This window comes from Verrucomicrobiia bacterium, assembly GCA_035495615.1.
Lineage (GTDB): Bacteria > Omnitrophota > Omnitrophia > Omnitrophales > Aquincolibacteriaceae > DATJFP01.
Genome location: DATJFP010000051.1, coordinates 1 through 15436, shown reverse-complemented (window position 1 = coordinate 15436; position 15436 = coordinate 1). Strand labels below are relative to the sequence as shown.

General features: G+C 57.4%; 21 protein-coding genes. 4 read left to right on the top strand and 17 right to left on the bottom strand.

Going from position 1 to position 15436, the window contains the following annotated elements; all coding sequences use genetic code 11:
* Positions 1 to 18 precede the first annotated feature (18 nt).
* Genes VL688_06875 through VL688_06865 form a run of 3 tightly spaced genes read right to left on the bottom strand, consistent with a single transcriptional unit; the run spans position 19 to position 3249 of the window.
* Positions 19 to 507 (bottom strand): DNA-deoxyinosine glycosylase, encoded by a 489-nt coding sequence (locus tag VL688_06875; protein ID HTL47771.1) that lies wholly within the window; start codon positions 505 to 507, stop codon positions 19 to 21.
* Positions 507 to 2675, bottom strand: coding sequence for an MMPL family transporter (locus VL688_06870; protein ID HTL47770.1), 2169 nt, complete (start codon positions 2673 to 2675; stop codon positions 507 to 509). The genes VL688_06875 and VL688_06870 overlap by 1 nt, the downstream gene beginning before the upstream one ends.
* 7 nt (positions 2676 to 2682) lie before the next feature.
* Positions 2683 to 3249 carry a hypothetical protein gene (locus VL688_06865; protein HTL47769.1) on the bottom strand — a complete coding sequence of 189 codons (567 nt, stop codon included), beginning with the start codon at positions 3247 to 3249 and terminating at the stop codon, positions 2683 to 2685.
* A gap of 220 nt (positions 3250 to 3469) precedes the next feature.
* Here VL688_06865 and VL688_06860 point away from each other — a divergent pair, with 220 nt between their 5' ends.
* Together VL688_06860 and VL688_06855 are read left to right on the top strand one after the other, a co-directional pair.
* Entirely contained in the window at positions 3470 to 4363 is an 894-nt protein-coding gene (locus VL688_06860; GenBank protein HTL47768.1) for a YihY/virulence factor BrkB family protein, read from the top strand.
* Between the two features lie 105 nt (positions 4364 to 4468).
* Positions 4469 to 4705: a hypothetical protein gene (locus VL688_06855; protein HTL47767.1), complete on the top strand. Its 237-nt coding sequence runs from the start codon at positions 4469 to 4471 to the stop codon at positions 4703 to 4705.
* Here the strand turns inward: VL688_06855 and VL688_06850 are convergent.
* The 3 genes from VL688_06850 to VL688_06840 form a co-directional block, all read right to left on the bottom strand.
* Positions 4677 to 4946 (bottom strand): hypothetical protein, encoded by a 270-nt coding sequence (locus VL688_06850; protein ID HTL47766.1) that lies wholly within the window; start codon positions 4944 to 4946, stop codon positions 4677 to 4679. The genes VL688_06855 and VL688_06850 overlap by 29 nt on opposite strands.
* 121 nt (positions 4947 to 5067) lie before the next feature.
* Entirely contained in the window at positions 5068 to 5496 is a 429-nt protein-coding gene (locus tag VL688_06845; GenBank protein ID HTL47765.1) for a CBS domain-containing protein, read from the bottom strand.
* Between the two features lie 79 nt (positions 5497 to 5575).
* Positions 5576 to 7468, bottom strand: a complete 1893-nt coding sequence (locus VL688_06840; GenBank protein ID HTL47764.1) for a glycosyltransferase family 39 protein — start codon at positions 7466 to 7468, stop codon at positions 5576 to 5578.
* Positions 7469 to 7683: 215 nt separating this feature from the next.
* Here VL688_06840 and VL688_06835 point away from each other — a divergent pair, with 215 nt between their 5' ends.
* Positions 7684 to 8043 (top strand): DUF6766 family protein, encoded by a 360-nt coding sequence (locus tag VL688_06835; GenBank protein HTL47763.1) that lies wholly within the window; start codon positions 7684 to 7686, stop codon positions 8041 to 8043.
* Here the strand turns inward: VL688_06835 and VL688_06830 are convergent.
* From VL688_06830 to VL688_06815, 4 genes are all read right to left on the bottom strand, one after another.
* Positions 8040 to 8177 carry a hypothetical protein gene (locus VL688_06830; GenBank protein HTL47762.1) on the bottom strand — a complete coding sequence of 46 codons (138 nt, stop codon included), beginning with the start codon at positions 8175 to 8177 and terminating at the stop codon, positions 8040 to 8042. The two genes, VL688_06835 and VL688_06830, sit on opposite strands and share 4 nt — an antisense overlap.
* A gap of 98 nt (positions 8178 to 8275) precedes the next feature.
* Positions 8276 to 8545, bottom strand: a complete 270-nt coding sequence (locus VL688_06825) for a hypothetical protein (GenBank protein ID HTL47761.1) — start codon at positions 8543 to 8545, stop codon at positions 8276 to 8278.
* Positions 8535 to 8684 (bottom strand): hypothetical protein, encoded by a 150-nt coding sequence (locus VL688_06820; protein HTL47760.1) that lies wholly within the window; start codon positions 8682 to 8684, stop codon positions 8535 to 8537. The genes VL688_06825 and VL688_06820 overlap by 11 nt, the downstream gene beginning before the upstream one ends.
* A 26-nt stretch (positions 8685 to 8710) precedes the next feature.
* A complete protein-coding gene (locus tag VL688_06815; GenBank protein HTL47759.1) occupies positions 8711 to 9232 on the bottom strand; it encodes a CxxC-x17-CxxC domain-containing protein in 522 nt (173 codons plus the stop codon).
* A gap of 110 nt (positions 9233 to 9342) precedes the next feature.
* Between VL688_06815 and VL688_06810 the strand changes: the two genes are divergently transcribed.
* Positions 9343 to 9651 (top strand): hypothetical protein, encoded by a 309-nt coding sequence (locus VL688_06810; protein ID HTL47758.1) that lies wholly within the window; start codon positions 9343 to 9345, stop codon positions 9649 to 9651.
* Between the two features lie 63 nt (positions 9652 to 9714).
* On the opposite strand, the gene VL688_06805 is transcribed toward VL688_06810, so the two are convergent.
* From VL688_06805 to VL688_06775, 7 genes are all read right to left on the bottom strand, one after another.
* Complete coding sequence (locus tag VL688_06805; GenBank protein ID HTL47757.1) at positions 9715 to 10119, bottom strand: ribonuclease E inhibitor RraB; 405 nt, start codon at positions 10117 to 10119, stop codon at positions 9715 to 9717.
* A 280-nt stretch (positions 10120 to 10399) separates the two neighbouring features.
* Entirely contained in the window at positions 10400 to 11686 is a 1287-nt protein-coding gene (locus VL688_06800) for a hypothetical protein (GenBank protein ID HTL47756.1), read from the bottom strand.
* 57 nt (positions 11687 to 11743) lie between these two features.
* The gene (locus tag VL688_06795) at positions 11744 to 12403 is read right to left on the bottom strand and encodes a YSC84-related protein (GenBank protein HTL47755.1); all 660 of its coding nucleotides are present in this window, start codon (positions 12401 to 12403) and stop codon (positions 11744 to 11746) included.
* Positions 12404 to 12562: 159 nt separating this feature from the next.
* Positions 12563 to 13111 (bottom strand): hypothetical protein, encoded by a 549-nt coding sequence (locus tag VL688_06790; protein HTL47754.1) that lies wholly within the window; start codon positions 13109 to 13111, stop codon positions 12563 to 12565.
* 1 nt (position 13112) lies between these two features.
* Positions 13113 to 13634 (bottom strand): hypothetical protein, encoded by a 522-nt coding sequence (locus tag VL688_06785; GenBank protein HTL47753.1) that lies wholly within the window; start codon positions 13632 to 13634, stop codon positions 13113 to 13115.
* On the bottom strand, positions 13619 to 13999 hold the full coding sequence (locus VL688_06780) for a hypothetical protein (GenBank protein ID HTL47752.1): 381 nt from the start codon (positions 13997 to 13999) through the stop codon (positions 13619 to 13621). Before VL688_06780 ends, VL688_06785 begins: the two co-directional genes overlap by 16 nt.
* A gap of 23 nt (positions 14000 to 14022) precedes the next feature.
* Complete coding sequence (locus VL688_06775; GenBank protein HTL47751.1) at positions 14023 to 15363, bottom strand: Fic family protein; 1341 nt, start codon at positions 15361 to 15363, stop codon at positions 14023 to 14025.
* Between the last annotated feature and the right edge of the window lie 73 nt (positions 15364 to 15436).

Genomic DNA, 15436 nt, shown 5'->3' with positions numbered 1-15436 from the left:
TTCCCCGTCAACGGGGCCTTATTTGCCGTTCTCCAAAGCCCTTTTCCACCACTTGATTTTTTCCGGCAGCGGAAGCCGCGCGCGGCTGCTCGGCGAAGGCACATAAACGCCGGGAACGGACGTGTGCTTTTCGAAATGGCTTTTCCAGATTTTCTCCGCGGTGCGGCTTTCGAGAATCACTTTCCGGATGGACGGATGTTTTTTTAAAAATCCCGGCACATCGCTCACGCAGAAATTCCGGATCATGTGATCGCCGGAACCTTTTCGCTCGCACGAGCCGAAAACATCCCACAAGGCAATGCCGTGCCGGCGGAGCATCCGCTTTTTTTCCGCGTAAGCGGCAGGCACCTCGGAAACGCCGAGCGCGCCGCACAGGATTTTCCAAAAGCCGTTCATCGGGTTTCCGTAATATTCCCGCTTCTGGAGCGAGAGCACGCCGGGAAAGGTTCCGAGGAGCAGCAGCCGGGGACGCTCAGGAGTGAGCGGCGGCAGGCCGGTGAGACGCATTATTTTTTCCTTTTGAGGTTGAACGGCAGCGGCGCGCCGCCCAGGTACGGCAGGGTGAACAGCGCGCCCACGGGTGTGAGAAGCGTGCCGAGCATGACCGCGGCGCCGAAACGCTGCGTGGGCGGAAAATTCGACATCATGAAAACCGCGAAGCCCGCGGAAACGACGAGCGTGGACCACAGGATCGGCTCGAGCAGATGTTCCCGCGCGCCGGCCCAGGACTTCCAATCCCGGATGTCTTCCCCTTTTCTCCGGATGTGGATGACCATGTGGATCATGGAATCCACGCCCATGCCGAGCGCCAGGTTCACGGCGGGCGCGGAAATAATGTCGATGGGCACGCGGAAAAGGCCGAAAACTCCGAACATGACGGCCGGGACAAAGTAAAGGCTGGCCAGCATCGCGGCCGCGACGCGCAGCGAGCGCGAGAGAAACCACGTGATCAAAAGGATCACGGCATTCATCAGGATGCCGCCGGAGATCAGACTCGTGTTGACCAGCGACGCCAGCCGGCCCTGCAGCACGAAAATCCCGCCGATGAGATCCGCTTTGAAATGCTGCCCCGTCACGACCTGCCGCACGCGCTCGGCCGCGTCCAGCCGTTTTTCCTGGAGTCCCCCTTCTTTCATGCGCAGCGTGAACAAAGCCTGTTTGCGGTCGGACGTGATGAAATATTTCGCGATTTCCCCGAAGCGCGGGCTTTCCATGATGTCCAGCAGCCATTCGTTGGTCAGAAACTTGGCGAGCTTCGAGCGCTTGGCTTCGTTCAGCAGCAGCGGGATCGACACCACGCTGCCCACCGCCGGATCTTTTTCCAGGGCTTCCTGGAGTTCCCACATGCGGCGCATGGCTTCGCGGGTGTTCAGCTCCGCGCCGCCGGGGTCCGACACGACGATGTTCAGGATGTTGCTGCCGCCGTTCTTGTCGATGTACTCGAGGCCTTCGCGGATCTCGCCGCCTTTGCGAAAATACGTGAACAGGCTCGGGTCCGTGTTGAGCCGCGAAAGGACAGGAACCGAAAGCAGCGTGAGCAGCGCGAACACCGCCGTCACCCACCCTTGCGGCTTTTTGAAAAACGCGGCCATCCGGGCATCCACCTGGGGACGCGCCTTGAAAAAATGCGGCCTTGTTTTCTGGCAGTCGAGGAACCACGGGTAAATGGCGTACGCCCCGATGAGCGAGAAAAAAACGCCGATGGAGCCGGCCGCGCCGAACTGGCGGAGCGACTTGGCCTGCACGAAAAAAAGGCTGAGAAAACCCAGCAGCGCCGTGGCCGTGCTCCAGAGCGCGGCCTCGAACGTCTGCCGGGCCGCCTTCCAGCCCGGATTTTTACCGCCGCTCCTGGCGTCCATGATCTGTTTCCAGTCCGCGGTCAGGAACGTGATGTGCGAGAGCGTGAGCACGAAAACGATGGTGGAAAGATTCGACGTCAGGAATCCCATCTGGATGCGCAGCGCCTGGTTGGCGATCAGCGCGAGCGCGCTTGCGATGAGCGACGACACGACCGTGCCGCCCACGATCCAGTAGGAGCGGAAAAGAAAAAGCAGGCACAGCGAAAACATGGCGAGCGCCGTCACGCTGAAGACCTGCAGGTCGCGGAACAGGCTGCGGCGGATCATCTCCACGATGTACGGTCCTCCGGAAATCATGAGGCGGAAATCCGGGGCCTGATATTTTTCGCGCAGCTTCCGCACCTGAGTGATGAAAGTTTCCGTGGGATTTTCTTTCAGGAAGATGAAAATAAAGGAAGCGTCCTTATCTTTGGCGATGAGGGTGCGCCGCCACAACTCGCTCTCCATCGCGTCCTCGAGACTGTCAGGTCCCCGCGAGAGCGACTGCACCGCGAGCACTTCAGGCATGGCCGCGAAGACGTCGCTCAAATCTTTGACTTTGAGCTGGTACGATTCGGACGCGAGATCGCCCGAGGCGCTCAGGATGATCTGGGCGGTCTGCGGAAAAATGGCGGAGATTTTTTTGTCTTCCCGGAGCTGGGGATCTTCGTTGGAGAAGAAAAAGTTTTCTTCGACCGCGGGCTGCAGGTTGACGTAGCGGAACAGGAACGTGAGGATGCCCACGGCCGCGAAGAGTGATACGATCACCGGCCCGAAGCTGCGCAGGCTGTCTTTCAGGGAGAAACGGGGCGACGCGGGATTTTCGTGTTCCGCCACGGGAGGCTCACTGAAATTTGGCTTGAGGGGCCGTGCCGTACGGATTCTTGGCGACTTCCACGGGAATCACGCTCAGCTTTTTATAGGTACGGATCTGCCTCGCCACGGGCCACCAGTCGTACAAATACATCTCGATCGGGCGCCACATGGCCACCCAGCCGACGATGGTCAGGCTTTCCTTGAAAAAATAATTCCGAGCCGGCCCCGCGCCCGAGTCGAGAAGCCCGGCGGCCGCGAGACAGGCGGCGAGAAAGACGATGCCGATCAGCAGGCTCTTCTCCGCCTTGCGCATCATCTGCCGGAATTCCCGCTGGCTGAGCTGGGCGCGGTAGTTGAAATAATGCTGGATAGCCTGACACACCAAGTCCGCCGTTTCCTTGTTTTCCGCGCCCTGGTCCAGGTAAATCCTCAAGGCAAGCGGGGCTTTGGAAGGATATTCCTGCGCCCAGCTCACGATGAATTCCTCCGCGTCATGGTCCAGATCCTTTTCGTGAAAAGGCGAAGGGTCCATGGAATTGAAAAGCTGCGTGATCCCGCGGAGCCTCAGTTCGATAAAGCGTGTTTTTTCGGTCATGCCGTTCCTCGCAGGCCCCATCTTAATCGCAAATCGGAAAAAGATCAAAGACTGCGGATGCCGGGATTGTCCAATTTTACGACACCCGGCAGCTTCCTTTTTCGGCAATCGCGCAAGGCCGCGTAGTCCCCGGGAGGAATTTTAAAAAAATTTTTCCGGGCCCGCCGCAGCCGCGCCCGCCTGGCACCGGAAATGCTGCTTTTAGAAACGGGAGGAAATCATGCAAAAGCCGGGCGTCTTTCAGCTCATCAAAGACTCTTTCCGGGAATTCAGCCGGGCCGATTGCATGAACATGGCCGCCTCTCTCGCCTACTACACTATTTTTTCGCTGGCGCCCATGCTCATCGTCATCATCGCGGTGGCCAGTCTTTTTCTCGGCCAGGACGCGGTGACCGGCTCGCTTTTCGGCGAGATCCGCGGGCTCGTGGGCGACGATGCCGCGGCCACGATCCAGACCATGATCGAGCATGCCTACCATCCGCAGGCCAGCCGGATCGCGACGGCCGCGGGCCTTGCCACGCTCGTCGTCGGCGCCACGGGCGTGTTCACGCAGCTGCAGCGGTGCTTCAACAAAATCTGGGAAGTCAAAACCAAACCCCGGCAGGCCAAGGCCTGGCTGCTCATGATCCGCCAGCGTTTTTTGTCGCTCGGCATGGTGCTCGGCATCTCTTTCCTTCTCCTCGTCTCGCTCGCGGTGAGCGCGCTGCTTGCCTCCTTCTGGCATTACATGACGCAGTTCATGCCGGAAGTGTTCGCCGCCGCGATCAAATTCTTCGAAATGGCCTTTGCTTTGGGCATCACGAGCCTTCTCTTCGCTTCCATGTTCAAGTTTCTTCCGGACGCAAAGATTCCCTGGCGAAGTTCCTGGGTCGGCGGCCTGGCGACCGCGCTGTTTTTCGAAGTGGGAAAAAATCTGATCGGGCTGTATCTGGGAAAAAGCCATGTCGCGTCGACTTATGGCGCGGCGGGAACCATCGTCGTGCTCATGCTGTGGGTTTATTATTCGGCGGTCATTCTTTTTTGGGGCGCATCCTTTACGAAATCGTACAATGCCCGGCACGGCCTCAGCGCAGCGCCCAAGGAATTCGCGGTCCCGCGCGCCGAAGCCGCCTAAGGGAAATCCTTACGCCTCCGTCGTCCATTCTCTCTACTCAAAGAAGGACTCGTCCTATACCGAAATCCAGCGGATGGGCGAAATTTAAAGGTGGAGGGTTAACGCATGGACACTCATCACGAATATCTGACGCAGATGGATCAGGCGATGGAAGGTTTTACGCAGGCTTCGCGGATTTTGGCCGCCGCGCAGAAGCATTTGAACGAGTTCAAGGCCGACCTGTTGAAATTGAACCGGCGTTCCTCGCCCGGACATTACGAAATGAGACGTTTACCGGACGGCAGCGTGATCAGCTATTTCGTTGCGGACGGAGTTAGAGCAAATCACCCTGACGCGGCATGATGAGTTTATGCTTACGGCCCGGCGGGGCTTCCCTGCCCGCCAGCGCGGCCGCTGCCGCCGCCAGCAGCTTGTCCGCCTCAGCGATCCTCTCGAGGCTTTTCTGAACCTGGTAATGCGTCACGGCCTCGTGCAGTTTCTTATCCTGCTTCATGCGAAGCGCGTTTTTTTCCAGCAGCCCGCGCATCTTTTCGAATTGCGCCTTGTAGGAGGCCGCGGCTTCTTTCCTTTTCCGGTCCGGCATCAGCCACCCGCCTGAAAGAAGCGGGGACAGGTCCCAGGACCTGCCCCCATTTTTATATCTGCCCCGGCCGTCGCCGCCACGATCAAGAATCCCACGGTCAGAATGACGTAGGCGCGGTTCATCAGCTCTTTCCCACGAGCTTCACGAAATCCATGGCCGAGATCACACCCTTGAGATTGTTGCCGCCGTCCACGATGAAAACGCGGTGAATGCCTTTTTCCATCATGACCTTGGCAATGTCTTTGATCCTGTCCGTTTCCTTGAAATTGAAAAGCGGCCGGCTGATGATGGACTCAATGGTCTTGTCGATGACTTCCGCGAGGTCGGTCGAGGCGAATTCTTCTTTGAGCGCGATCTGAAGCGTGATGCGCCGCAGCACGTCGGTAGTCGAAACCACGCCGACGAATTTGCTCTGCTCGTCCACGACGGGCACGCCGGAGATGTGGTTCTCCATCAAAAACCGCATCAGTTCCTTGAGCTTTGAGCTGCGGGAGAGCGTCTTTACGTTCCGGTTCATCACCTCGGCCGCGGTCAATGAGTCCACGTTCATAAAACCTCCATCATGATGATCTATCTTGAACGGCCCGATAAGTCCGTTCAAATATAACACGAACGGCCTTTCGCCGTAATCATTCCTTTACTTCGAACAAATAGCGCGTCTTCCCGATGACGGCATCGGGCCGCTTGCCGCGAAACCACGAACGCGGGTCGCGCTGCTCGATCACGTAGTTCTCGATGCCCAGCACGTAATGGCCGGGCGCGGGATGCTGGTATTCTTCGGGCGCCATGATGGGAGTGGAGACGCCCACGTAGTCGAACAGTTCTTTGTTCGAATTCATCACGCCGGCGCGAACGGTCTTGCCGGAGAAATTTTTTTTGAGATATTCGGCCAGCGCCCTGTTGTCCTGCCCCCAATCGATGTTGGAATCCGTGACCAGGCGCGCGCCCGCCTCAGCGTCTCCCACGGCTTCATTGAAATACACCAGGTAATCCGGTGCCAGGGCTCCGGTGCGAAGCATCAGCATGAAAAGCGCGGTGTTCACGAAAGCGATGGAACCCGTGCGAAGCGTTTCCGACCGCAGCCCGCGAAGCGCCGCGTAAGCCGCGCCGGCCAGCACAAAAAGAAAGGGATAAACCGGCAGCACGTGACGGACGCCGATGTTGATCTTGTTCATGAAGCTCGCGGCGAAAAGGAGCGCCAGCGGAAATCCGAAGAGGACCGCCCTCGCCCCGCGGATCGAAGACCGCCGGGTCAGGACGATCGCCGCGCCCGTGAATGCCATGGCAAGAACCAGCAGGGGAATTTTGACGGACATCACGCCGAGAAAATAACGCCAGTCGCAGCTGATGAACGAGCCTTCGAGGCAATGCATGTGGTAGCGCGCCGCGTGCGACACGGAAAGCGTGAACGAAACCAGGTAGCCGTCATAGGGACAAAACCGCAGGATTTTGAGAGGAAAATCCGCGAATCCCAGCACCACAGCCGTAGCCGCGATGAACCAGATCGCGCTCAGCGCCTCGAAAGGGCGCCTTGCTTTGGCCTGGAAATCCGGACGGAAGAGCGCCGCGTAGAGCGCCGCCGAAATGACGAGCCATCCCATTCCGGCCCCGGTCATGAGCGGCGAATATTTCTTCGGAAAGCTCGCCACGTAGATGACGGCCGCCGCCCACATGCCCGTGAGCGCCCAGCTCAAAAAACGGAGCGGCCTGGATGTTTGCCGGCGCAGCCCGGAAAAATGCTGGAGATAAAGAAGGCATACCGGGCCCAGCCCGACCATCATCAGCCGGTTCGACGCGCTCATGACCAAATGAAAAACAGCCAGTCCCGTCAAAACTTTGCCCAGGCGCGGATCCTCAGGCCCGCCCGCCGCCGGTTTTTTGAAAAAATCTCCCGCGAACAAAAAAGCCTGCGCCGGAAGCGCGACGATCGCGCTCACTTTAGAAAGAAGCGCCAGCCCTGTCGTGACGCCGGCCAGTACAAGGCTGCGCGTATCTCTGCGCTCGGCCGCGCGCCAGGTAAAATAAGCGGCGATGAAATAGAAGCACGTGACCGGCAAGTCCGTCGTGTAAAGGCTGGCATGCGCCAGGATGTCCGGACAAAAGGCATACAGCGCCAGGGAGAAGAGGCCCGCGCCCGTCCCAAAAAGATTTTCCGTAAAAACGAAGACGAAGACGCCCAGCAGGACGCCGAGAAAGACGATCATCATCCTTCCGAGAAATAGCGTGCGGTAGGGATCGTGGCCCATCTGGTACAGAAATTTCGCGCCTGTGCGCGCCAAGTCGACGAGCCGCGCATCGTGCGGAAGCGGAACAAAAGCCTGGTCGGGAAAATCGAGACGAAAAAAAAGAAGAGGCAGCGCGCCCCATTCCATGGAAAGCGGCGGATGCTCCTGCAAAAACCTGGGGTCGCCCCTCAAGAGCGGATATCCCGAGGCCACGTAAGTGGTTTCATCCGTCGTCTGTCCCACGCGCCACGCGGCCCAAAGCCCCTGGCCGAGAAAAGCCGCGAGAAAGACGATCATCAGCCCGTATTTCGGGAGGACGGCCTGGGGTTTAACTGCGGCGCCGGGGATCGACATGAAGAGAGTATAGGCAGGCTTCGCCGGCCCGGCAAGACCAATGAGTCCCTCGGATGCGCGGAGGGAAAAGACACGCGCCGGATTTTGAGGGAATTTTCGACCCTGGTCCGCGATTTCCCCTTATGTCATTTCCCCTTCGCAGGGGCTAGCATCGGGACATGAAAAAAAGACCATTCAAAATCAGCGATTACAGCCTCAGCCTCGTGCTGGCCGTGCTTTTCCTGGTCAGCTGGTTCCTGCAGGGCTTCTTCGAATGGAAGGAATTCGCCGCCGATCAAGCGGCTCACGGCGAAGCGGTCAAGACCGCGGAATATCTCGCCCGCTTTCTGTCCTCCACCTTCGAAAACTGGCAGTCGGAATTCCTGCAGCTCTTCAGCATGGTGATCCTGACTTCTTTCCTCATCCACAAAGGAAGCCCTCAGTCCAAAGACAGCTCCGAGAAAATGGAGCGGGCCATCGCGCGGATCGAAAGCAAAGTCGATGCGATCATGGACGACCGGGAAAAGCGCGCGGCTTAAGCGGGCGCGCCCGTTTCCGGATACGGCCGGGGCGGATTCGTGTCCACAGCCGGTGTTCGGGTCGAATGCGGACGGGATTTTTCCTGCTGCTTTTTCCTGGGATCTTCCTGCTTGATCGGATGAGAGTTCGGCATGACGGCCTCCTTCGGGTTGGAAAGTCGAAACCATTTTAGGAGCCGCGCGGGTGCGGTCAGATCAGGGAAAGGCTGAAAATCGCGAAGGCGCGGGAGGATCAGACGGAAGGCTGGGGCTTCGGCAGAGGCTTTGGCGGCGTTTTCGTCAAGAACGTGTCCTTGCACTTCTGGTAGCACGTACGGAAATCTTTGTCGATGGCCTGGCACTGGGCGTCATTGTCTTCACAATGGAGCCCCACACCTTTGGACGGGCATTCGCTGACGCATTTCGTATAGTCACTCGCATAAATTCCGGCGGGCGCGAACAAGCTGCACACCATTAGCGCAAGCATCCCCAGGCAGAGTTTCCGTCCGCGGCTATTCGTCATCAGGCTTGCCTTCCTCGTCTTCATCTTTTTCTTCGTCGTCTTCCTCATCTTCGTCCAGAGGATCGCCGCATTGCGGGCAGACGCCGAGGTCGAGAAGGTCTTCGTCGATGTCTTCGTTGCAGTTCGGGCAGCGCTTCATGAATAAATCCTTTCGGGAGGGGGCGATTATTTGCGCTTCTTCGTCGCCTTCGCGGCCTTTTTGCCCTTGAGCACGGCCACGGCCCCGGACTTTTCCGGCGTGTAATCCATGGCAGGCGGCATGTACTGCGCCTTGCGCTCGGGGCTGACCTTGCTCCGCATGTCCGGATCCTGCGGCGCGTGGCCGGATTTCCGGAGCGCCCAGCACTCCTTACAATAGACTGCCCGGCTTTCGCTCGGTTTAAAAGGGACTTCGCAACTTTTTTTGCAGTCCGCGCAGACGGCCTGATACATGACGCGTTCGCGGCGCTCAGGCTGGCCCGGGCTTTGCTTCTGTTCGGCGCGCTGCGGCGCATGGCCCGCGTTCCGCACTTCGAAGGCCAGATTCGATACGCGGCTGATGACAGCATCCACCTTGCCTTCGAGCGACTCGAGCCTTTGCACGAGTTTCGTCATGGCGTCCACGAAGCTCGGCAATTCCAGCCCTCCGCCCTGGGAGCGTTTGGAACCGCTCTTCGACACTTTTGCTTTTGCCGTTTTCTTTTTCATACGCTTTCCTTTTTGTGATGTGGCCGTTGGCACCAGGCCCGGCCATAATAAATCCCCTTGCGCGGCCATTTCGCTATACACTAGCGCAAATCAGCCTTAAAAGGAACCCTATGAACGAGTCTTCCCCGAAAGAATCTTTGACGGCCGCCCTTAGCGACATCCTCCAGAAACTCGCGGCCCTTGAGAAAAAGATCGATCTCCTGGCGGCAGCGTCACGGCAGGCGCCTTCACGCGCGCCGCGCCCCTTCTCCCGGGATTCCAAGCCGCACTTCCACCGCAAAGACCGCGGCCGGGATTTTCGCCGCCCGGATAGCAAACCCCGCGCTCCGCGTCCGCCGAAAGCCCCTGAGGTCGGAGTCTTCATCCGCACCAATCTCCGCGGCGAGCACTACGCGAACAAGCCCAAGCCCGGCATTTAGGCATAAAAAAACCAGGAGACAGGTCCAAAGACCTTTCTCCTGGTTTATTGCGGGGCGGATTCCTTAGAAATCAACGGCCCCGATTTCGAGCTTGCCTTCCATGGCCTTGCCCATGAGGATTTGCGGCGCAATCCAGCCGTCGAACATGCTGTCGCATTTGCGGGCCTCCTGCACCATCATCGTCACCCAGGGGTTCAGGCTTTCGAGCGAAAGCTCCATGTCGGCGTGGCAGGCGACTTCGAACTCGTCATCGTTATTGATGACCTTGATCGTGTAACCGGGCTTGGTTTCCAAAAACGCTTTGAGCTTCAGAGCATTGGCGCGCTTCTCGGTTACGAACGTAAACTCGACGCGCGTCTTCTGCCCCGGAGTGTAGCCTTTTTCCAAAAGCAGCTCCCAGGCCTGACTGTTCATCAGCAGGCGCTCGGCCAATTCTTCGTCCCAGATTTCATTGTGTGATTGATTCATAAGAAGGTCCCTCTGCGCCTGTGGCGTCCAAAACGGCAGGAATATTCACGTATTATAAGGAAAACGCCCCCAAAATCCAACCGTCAAAAACCACCGGTTCCCGCCATTTTTTGTAACCCTTTATAAAACTGAGTTTTAGGCAATCTGACGGTCTTTCTCAGAGGGCGTTCCCCCTCACCTTCCGTCTATGAAAAAGCATGCCTGAGGAGAGAAAACCGGCCCAGAGGAAAAACGCTCTTTGGGTGTCCGGAGGATGCCCATCTGCGTGTAGGGCTATGGCCTAGGGTTCTTTGACGTATTTTAAAAATTGGGGTGAGATGGTCTTGAAGGCCGAGGGAGGCGGCAGGCCTTTGGTCTGCGCGGAGGCAATGGCGTTGGGATCCACGCCTTCGCTGCCGCCGGACACCACAAAGCGCCAGATCTCGTAAATGCCGTACAAGCCGTAGGTGAACGACTCGTCGTTGATTTGCCCGCCTTGAAGAGCGGTCACGTTGATCGGGATAAGCTGGCTCAACCCGAACCAGATTCTCTCGTTGTCGTTCATGTCCGCGATGAGCAGGCGTCCCTGGAGCCACTGGTTAATGGCGGGGCCGACGATGGGCTTTAGGCGTCCTTCGGAAATCAATCCCTTGCGCACGGCCCAGGCTTCGAATTCCTTTTTTTCCGTCAGCTCAAAAGCCTCCATCGAGAAAGTCATGGCCGCGCGCTTCACGATGTCGTCCCCGTCCCGCTCGAAGAAACTTTTGACCAGCTGCTGGTTCCCCCAGGGCGCCATCAAAAACCGGACCGCATTGACATAGACCTGCGGATCGTCCGATTTGCGGTCATGAATTTTCTGCAGCTCCTCCAGTTCCCTCGCCGCTTTCGGGGTATGGAAATATTCGTAGCCCCAGGCCTCCTGCACGACGAGAGACGCGATCATGTAACAGAAATAATCCGGCGATCTTTTTTCCACGGCCTCGCCCAGGAATTTCGACAGCGCCTGCGGGTCCACGTAGACATTGACGCCGATCGCCGAATGCGTTTTCGTAAAAATAAAAGGCGACGGCATTTCCCCCATCACGTCGACCGCCGCGAGGTAATTTTTCAGGATGGTTTCGGAGCCGGGAAAGTCCGAGTCGATAAGCCATTGGAGAATCACGCGGATGTCGTGCTTGGCGCCTTCGAGATCGGGCTTCAGCTCGAAGCGGTCCCAGGGAATCTCGCCGCTCGAGCGCGGCGTGGGAACCGATGTGAATTGCGCGGCGGCCGCGGGCGCCGTCACTGCGGCCGTGGCTGTGGCCGCCGGATCCGCGGCCGGCGCTTTGACTTCTTCCGCCGGCCGCAGCTTCACCAGCACCACCGCGCCCGGAATTCCCAAAAGCACGCCGCCGATCAGGAATAAAAGCAGGCTGGGTTTTTTCCCCGCCTTTTTAACCGGCCCGGCTTTGGCCGCCGGTGCCGCGGGCGCTTGAACCGCACGGACGCGCGCTTTCGGCGGAAAGGCGTTCAAATCAATGCTGCATGCGGGACACGCGGAAAGGCCCAGCCCGTCGGGGATGTAGGAGTCGCATTTCTGGCAGTACATAGGCGAGGATTCTACCGCAGGCGTTTGCGCGCGGCCATGACTTTCCGGAACGGAAAGTTAAGAATTCTTGGCCTTTTGCATTTTTTCTCGAAGATCGTTTCCTCCCGCGGACGCGGGCGCTTCGGCGGAGGCGTTGAGGTCATTGTCTTTGTAATACTTGGTGCCCTTGGCCGTCAGCTCCAGCGCCAGGCCGGAACCTGCCAGCTGATAGAGCCAGATGCCCGAGGCAATCGGGATCGCGCCTTCGTAAGCGCCGCCCACGCCGCCGGCTTTCGCCGTGGCCGAGGCCTGGCCGCCAATGGACCAGCCGGAATTCACGAATTGATTGAACGCCTTGTCGTTGGTAAAAATCCAGACCAACATGAACTTCTTCACGCCCAGCCCGAGCCCGGCCTGCACTTCGGCCATGTTCATGAAGGTTTTCCTGCCGGTGGCATTTTCCACCGCGACCCCGCGCCCGGAACCGCTTCCCGCGAGAAAGATTTTCACGCCGAAATTGCTGAACGTCGCATAGCCGTACGCGGATTCCACGACCGCTTTGGTTTCGGGTTTCGTTTTATAAAGAAGATCCAGGACTTCCCGCGACCGCTTCTCGATATCCGCCCGCTGTTTTTCCGGCGCGCGCCGGTCCAGGATCGCGGGCCGCGCGAAAGCCGCGGGCACCGGCAAGGTCAACGCCATCATCACCGCCAAAACCGTTCCGAATAATTTCTTCATAAGTTTTTCTCCTGAGAATTAAGACTGCCCTTGGGACGCTTTTTAATAAGATCTGAGAAAATGCCGGCGGCCGGAAGGCGCAGGAAACTCGTACGGAAAACTATCGTCGCCGCCCGGCGCAAACTGTAACCCGCTTCGGCCCCCGCTCTCGTCCGGCTCTTAATTGGAAAGTTTGAGGGACTCTTCATAACTGCGTCCCGGCTTGGAAGGAATGCCGGAGTTCACGTAGTCGATGCAGTTCTGGCGATTCGGGTTCTTCGGATCGAACCAGTTGCAGTCCGCGACCGTGACCTTGCGCTTGCGGTCCACGTAATAGAGACATTCTTTCATTCCGCCCCAGGAATCGAACGCTTCGCAGTACTGCGGCGCCCCGTCCTGCTCGGCAAGATCCATCCAGCAGTAAAGCGCATCGTCCGGATAATCGTCCGACCGGCAGTAGGCTTCCGTGAGCTTGGGCTGGATCTGTTTCGCCGGGTCTCTCACGATCATGAGCTGCTTGGACCGGATCATCTGCCGGAACCCGGGCTCGTTGGCCGCGGCGTCCGAAACAAATTCGTATCCCTGCGGCGGGATCGTGACGGTTTCGCCGTAGCGCTCGACCGCTATAGGCTGGTCCGATATATTCTTCACGGTCACCGCCCGGGCCGAAGACGCCGCGAAAAAAACTCCTCCCGCCATAAAGACGAAACACAGAACGCTTTTTTTCATGTTAATCCTCGTCTCGCCGTAATTTGATCTTCTCGTAATCGCCGCCCTTTTGGAGATAGAAATACATGTAGCTGTCGTAAAGCATGTTATATCCGGCGACCTTGTCGGTATAAAATCGCATCTGATCTTTTAATTTCGACGCGGGCTTATCAAACTGCTTCTCGAGCGGAATGTCCCGGACCTTTGCTTCGACCTCGCGGAACTTCTTCATGTTCTCGTACCGCTTCTCCGAAGCATTCCGCGCAAGACGTTCGAGCTTTCCCTTCGAATAATTCCGGGCCGCTTCCTTCTCCCGATCGATTTCCGCGAAGGTCTTGAACTCTTTTTCCCCGCAGCCTGCGAGCGGCGCGGCCTGCATCGCGATCAGAAGCACCGCGGCAAAAGACCTGACCTTCATCCTTCGCATTCCCATCATAAAGATTTCGCCCGTCTTCTTGTCGATCACAATCGCCCGATCCGGTCCGCATCTTTTTTCGGCGATCTTCACCGCCGCGCCCTTCTCGATCCTCACTGCCCCTGGCACGCGCGGGCTCCGCCTTCGCAGGCGTGCTGGCACCAGTAGCCTTCATCGTTGCCGCTGCCGTCGCTCGTCGGACATCCGGCCTCGCATTCTTCCTGAAACCGGCCGCAGTCGAGCGAATGATCGCTGCACACATGCGCGCCCTGGCTGCAGGCAACCTCGCACTGGGCGCCCACGTCGTCCCCGAAGTCATAAACCGGCTCGCATTCTTCCGTGCACGCGTCACGCGCCGCGTCGCAAACCGTTTGATTCTCCTTGGCGGTCTCCGCCAGCAGGCGGGAAGAGAACAAGAGATGTCCGAGGTAAAAAAAAGAGAGCAAAAAAAGAGACGCGGCAAAACGCCGTTCCACCGTGAGCTTATTATTCATTTTCTTCCCCTTTGAGGAACCCATCATTTTTCCAGGCCGGCTTTTCGTTTTAATTTATCGGTAACAGTATAAACAAATTGCTTTCCCTTTCGATGCTGTCTGAGATATCCCCGTTTGGCGAGAGACAAAAGATCTGTCCGCGCCGTTTCATACGTCGTTCCGAAAGTATTCCTATGCCGCTGGATGGTCATAGCCGCCTCCGGCTCAGTCAGCATTTTATAGAGCAGCTGCGATTGGCGGTTGTTGAGATCTTCCACCATCGAAATTTTCACTTTTGCTTCACGCGCTTCCTCCGCCTTATACCGGACATACCCCTGGAACTCCGCCATCGCGCGTTCGATCACGTTAAGGTGATAATTGAGAAAATAGGTCAGGTCTTCCCCCGCGCTTTCGGAATAGAGATAAGCTTTCGCGTATTTCGCGGGCGCCGTTTTAATGACTCTGGAAATGGACATGTATTCCATGAGCCAGTAACGTTTCTTGAGCATGTACCAGTAAAATAAGGCCCGGGCTGTGCGGCCGTTACCGTCGGCGAAGGGATGGTCGTAAGCGAGCCAAAAATGAAGGATCATGCCCTTGATGGCCGGATGAATAAAATGATGATCCTCGGTATTGGCAAATTCACAAAGGGCCGCCATTCTTTCTTCGAGCTCATCTGCGGGCGGCGGCACGTGCAATACCGTGCCGTCATTCCAGATGACCCGGACTTCCTCATCATTTCTCCGGAAGCGGCCCGCGATCGACTTGTCCGAATGGGTGTCTTTCGATAAAAGAGTGTGGATCTCGAGAATCATTTTTCGGGAAAGGGGTTCTTTGATGTACTTTTTCAGCGCTTTCATGGTGACATAGTTGTTTAATATCATGCGTTCGGCCGTATTTTTGGGCTTTCTTCCCGTTCTCAGCATTTCCTTGGCCACGTCGCGCGTCGTCGCAGCGCCCTCAAGCTGACTCGAAGCGATGGCCTCTTCCATGAGAGAACTGATAACGAATTGCTCACGTGCCCCAGCATGCGCCTCGGGGTCTTCTACAAGGATGGTGCCTGCTGCGTTCTGGTCCATCTGATGAAGCGCGCGCAGAAACGAATCCGGCACCCAATACCAGAATGGTTTTCCTTCGCGCGATTTCAAAGGAATGCTTTTCATCTTGACCGTACGCATGAAAATCAGATACGCCCAGGCTTCCTCGGCAGGAATGTCCGGCAAGCTCCAGATCTGTTTAAACCGGTCCCAATAAAGGTAGTCTTCATTCGCTTTTTCGATCAGCTTCAAAAAATCCGGCTCGTCAGACCGCCCGAGCAGCTTATGAAAAAGGCTGGGGTCGTTGAATATTTTTTCAGTAGGTGGGGCGGGTTCTGGCTTTATCATGAGATCCTTTTACTAATTTTCTATTATTAGTACATCAGGCTGCCCATCGCGTCAAGATCAATTACTAATTTTT

What these genes read in the sequence shown, in the direction of transcription:
- VL688_06840 (HTL47764.1), bottom strand. Translation starts at nt 7,468, where the DNA reads ATGATCGTCTTTCTCGCGGCTTTTCTCGGCCAGGGGCTTTGGGCCGCG.
- VL688_06815 (HTL47759.1), bottom strand. Translation starts at nt 9,232, where the DNA reads ATGAAAAAGAAAACGGCAAAAGCAAAAGTGTCGAAGAGCGGTTCCAAA.
- VL688_06800 (HTL47756.1), bottom strand. Translation starts at nt 11,686, where the DNA reads ATGTACTGCCAGAAATGCGACTCCTACATCCCCGACGGGCTGGGCCTT.
- VL688_06860 (HTL47768.1), top strand. Translation starts at nt 3,470, where the DNA reads ATGCAAAAGCCGGGCGTCTTTCAGCTCATCAAAGACTCTTTCCGGGAA.
- VL688_06855 (HTL47767.1), top strand. Translation starts at nt 4,469, where the DNA reads ATGGACACTCATCACGAATATCTGACGCAGATGGATCAGGCGATGGAA.
- VL688_06810 (HTL47758.1), top strand. Translation starts at nt 9,343, where the DNA reads ATGAACGAGTCTTCCCCGAAAGAATCTTTGACGGCCGCCCTTAGCGAC.
- VL688_06845 (HTL47765.1), bottom strand. Translation starts at nt 5,496, where the DNA reads ATGAACGTGGACTCATTGACCGCGGCCGAGGTGATGAACCGGAACGTA.
- VL688_06850 (HTL47766.1), bottom strand. Translation starts at nt 4,946, where the DNA reads ATGCCGGACCGGAAAAGGAAAGAAGCCGCGGCCTCCTACAAGGCGCAA.
- VL688_06780 (HTL47752.1), bottom strand. Translation starts at nt 13,999, where the DNA reads ATGAATAATAAGCTCACGGTGGAACGGCGTTTTGCCGCGTCTCTTTTT.
- VL688_06805 (HTL47757.1), bottom strand. Translation starts at nt 10,119, where the DNA reads ATGAATCAATCACACAATGAAATCTGGGACGAAGAATTGGCCGAGCGC.
- VL688_06790 (HTL47754.1), bottom strand. Translation starts at nt 13,111, where the DNA reads ATGAAAAAAAGCGTTCTGTGTTTCGTCTTTATGGCGGGAGGAGTTTTT.
- VL688_06865 (HTL47769.1), bottom strand. Translation starts at nt 3,249, where the DNA reads ATGACCGAAAAAACACGCTTTATCGAACTGAGGCTCCGCGGGATCACG.
- VL688_06830 (HTL47762.1), bottom strand. Translation starts at nt 8,177, where the DNA reads ATGCCGAACTCTCATCCGATCAAGCAGGAAGATCCCAGGAAAAAGCAG.
- VL688_06875 (HTL47771.1), bottom strand. Translation starts at nt 507, where the DNA reads ATGCGTCTCACCGGCCTGCCGCCGCTCACTCCTGAGCGTCCCCGGCTG.
- VL688_06775 (HTL47751.1), bottom strand. Translation starts at nt 15,363, where the DNA reads ATGATAAAGCCAGAACCCGCCCCACCTACTGAAAAAATATTCAACGAC.
- VL688_06835 (HTL47763.1), top strand. Translation starts at nt 7,684, where the DNA reads ATGAAAAAAAGACCATTCAAAATCAGCGATTACAGCCTCAGCCTCGTG.
- VL688_06825 (HTL47761.1), bottom strand. Translation starts at nt 8,545, where the DNA reads ATGACGAATAGCCGCGGACGGAAACTCTGCCTGGGGATGCTTGCGCTA.
- VL688_06820 (HTL47760.1), bottom strand. Translation starts at nt 8,684, where the DNA reads ATGAAGCGCTGCCCGAACTGCAACGAAGACATCGACGAAGACCTTCTC.
- VL688_06795 (HTL47755.1), bottom strand. Translation starts at nt 12,403, where the DNA reads ATGAAGAAATTATTCGGAACGGTTTTGGCGGTGATGATGGCGTTGACC.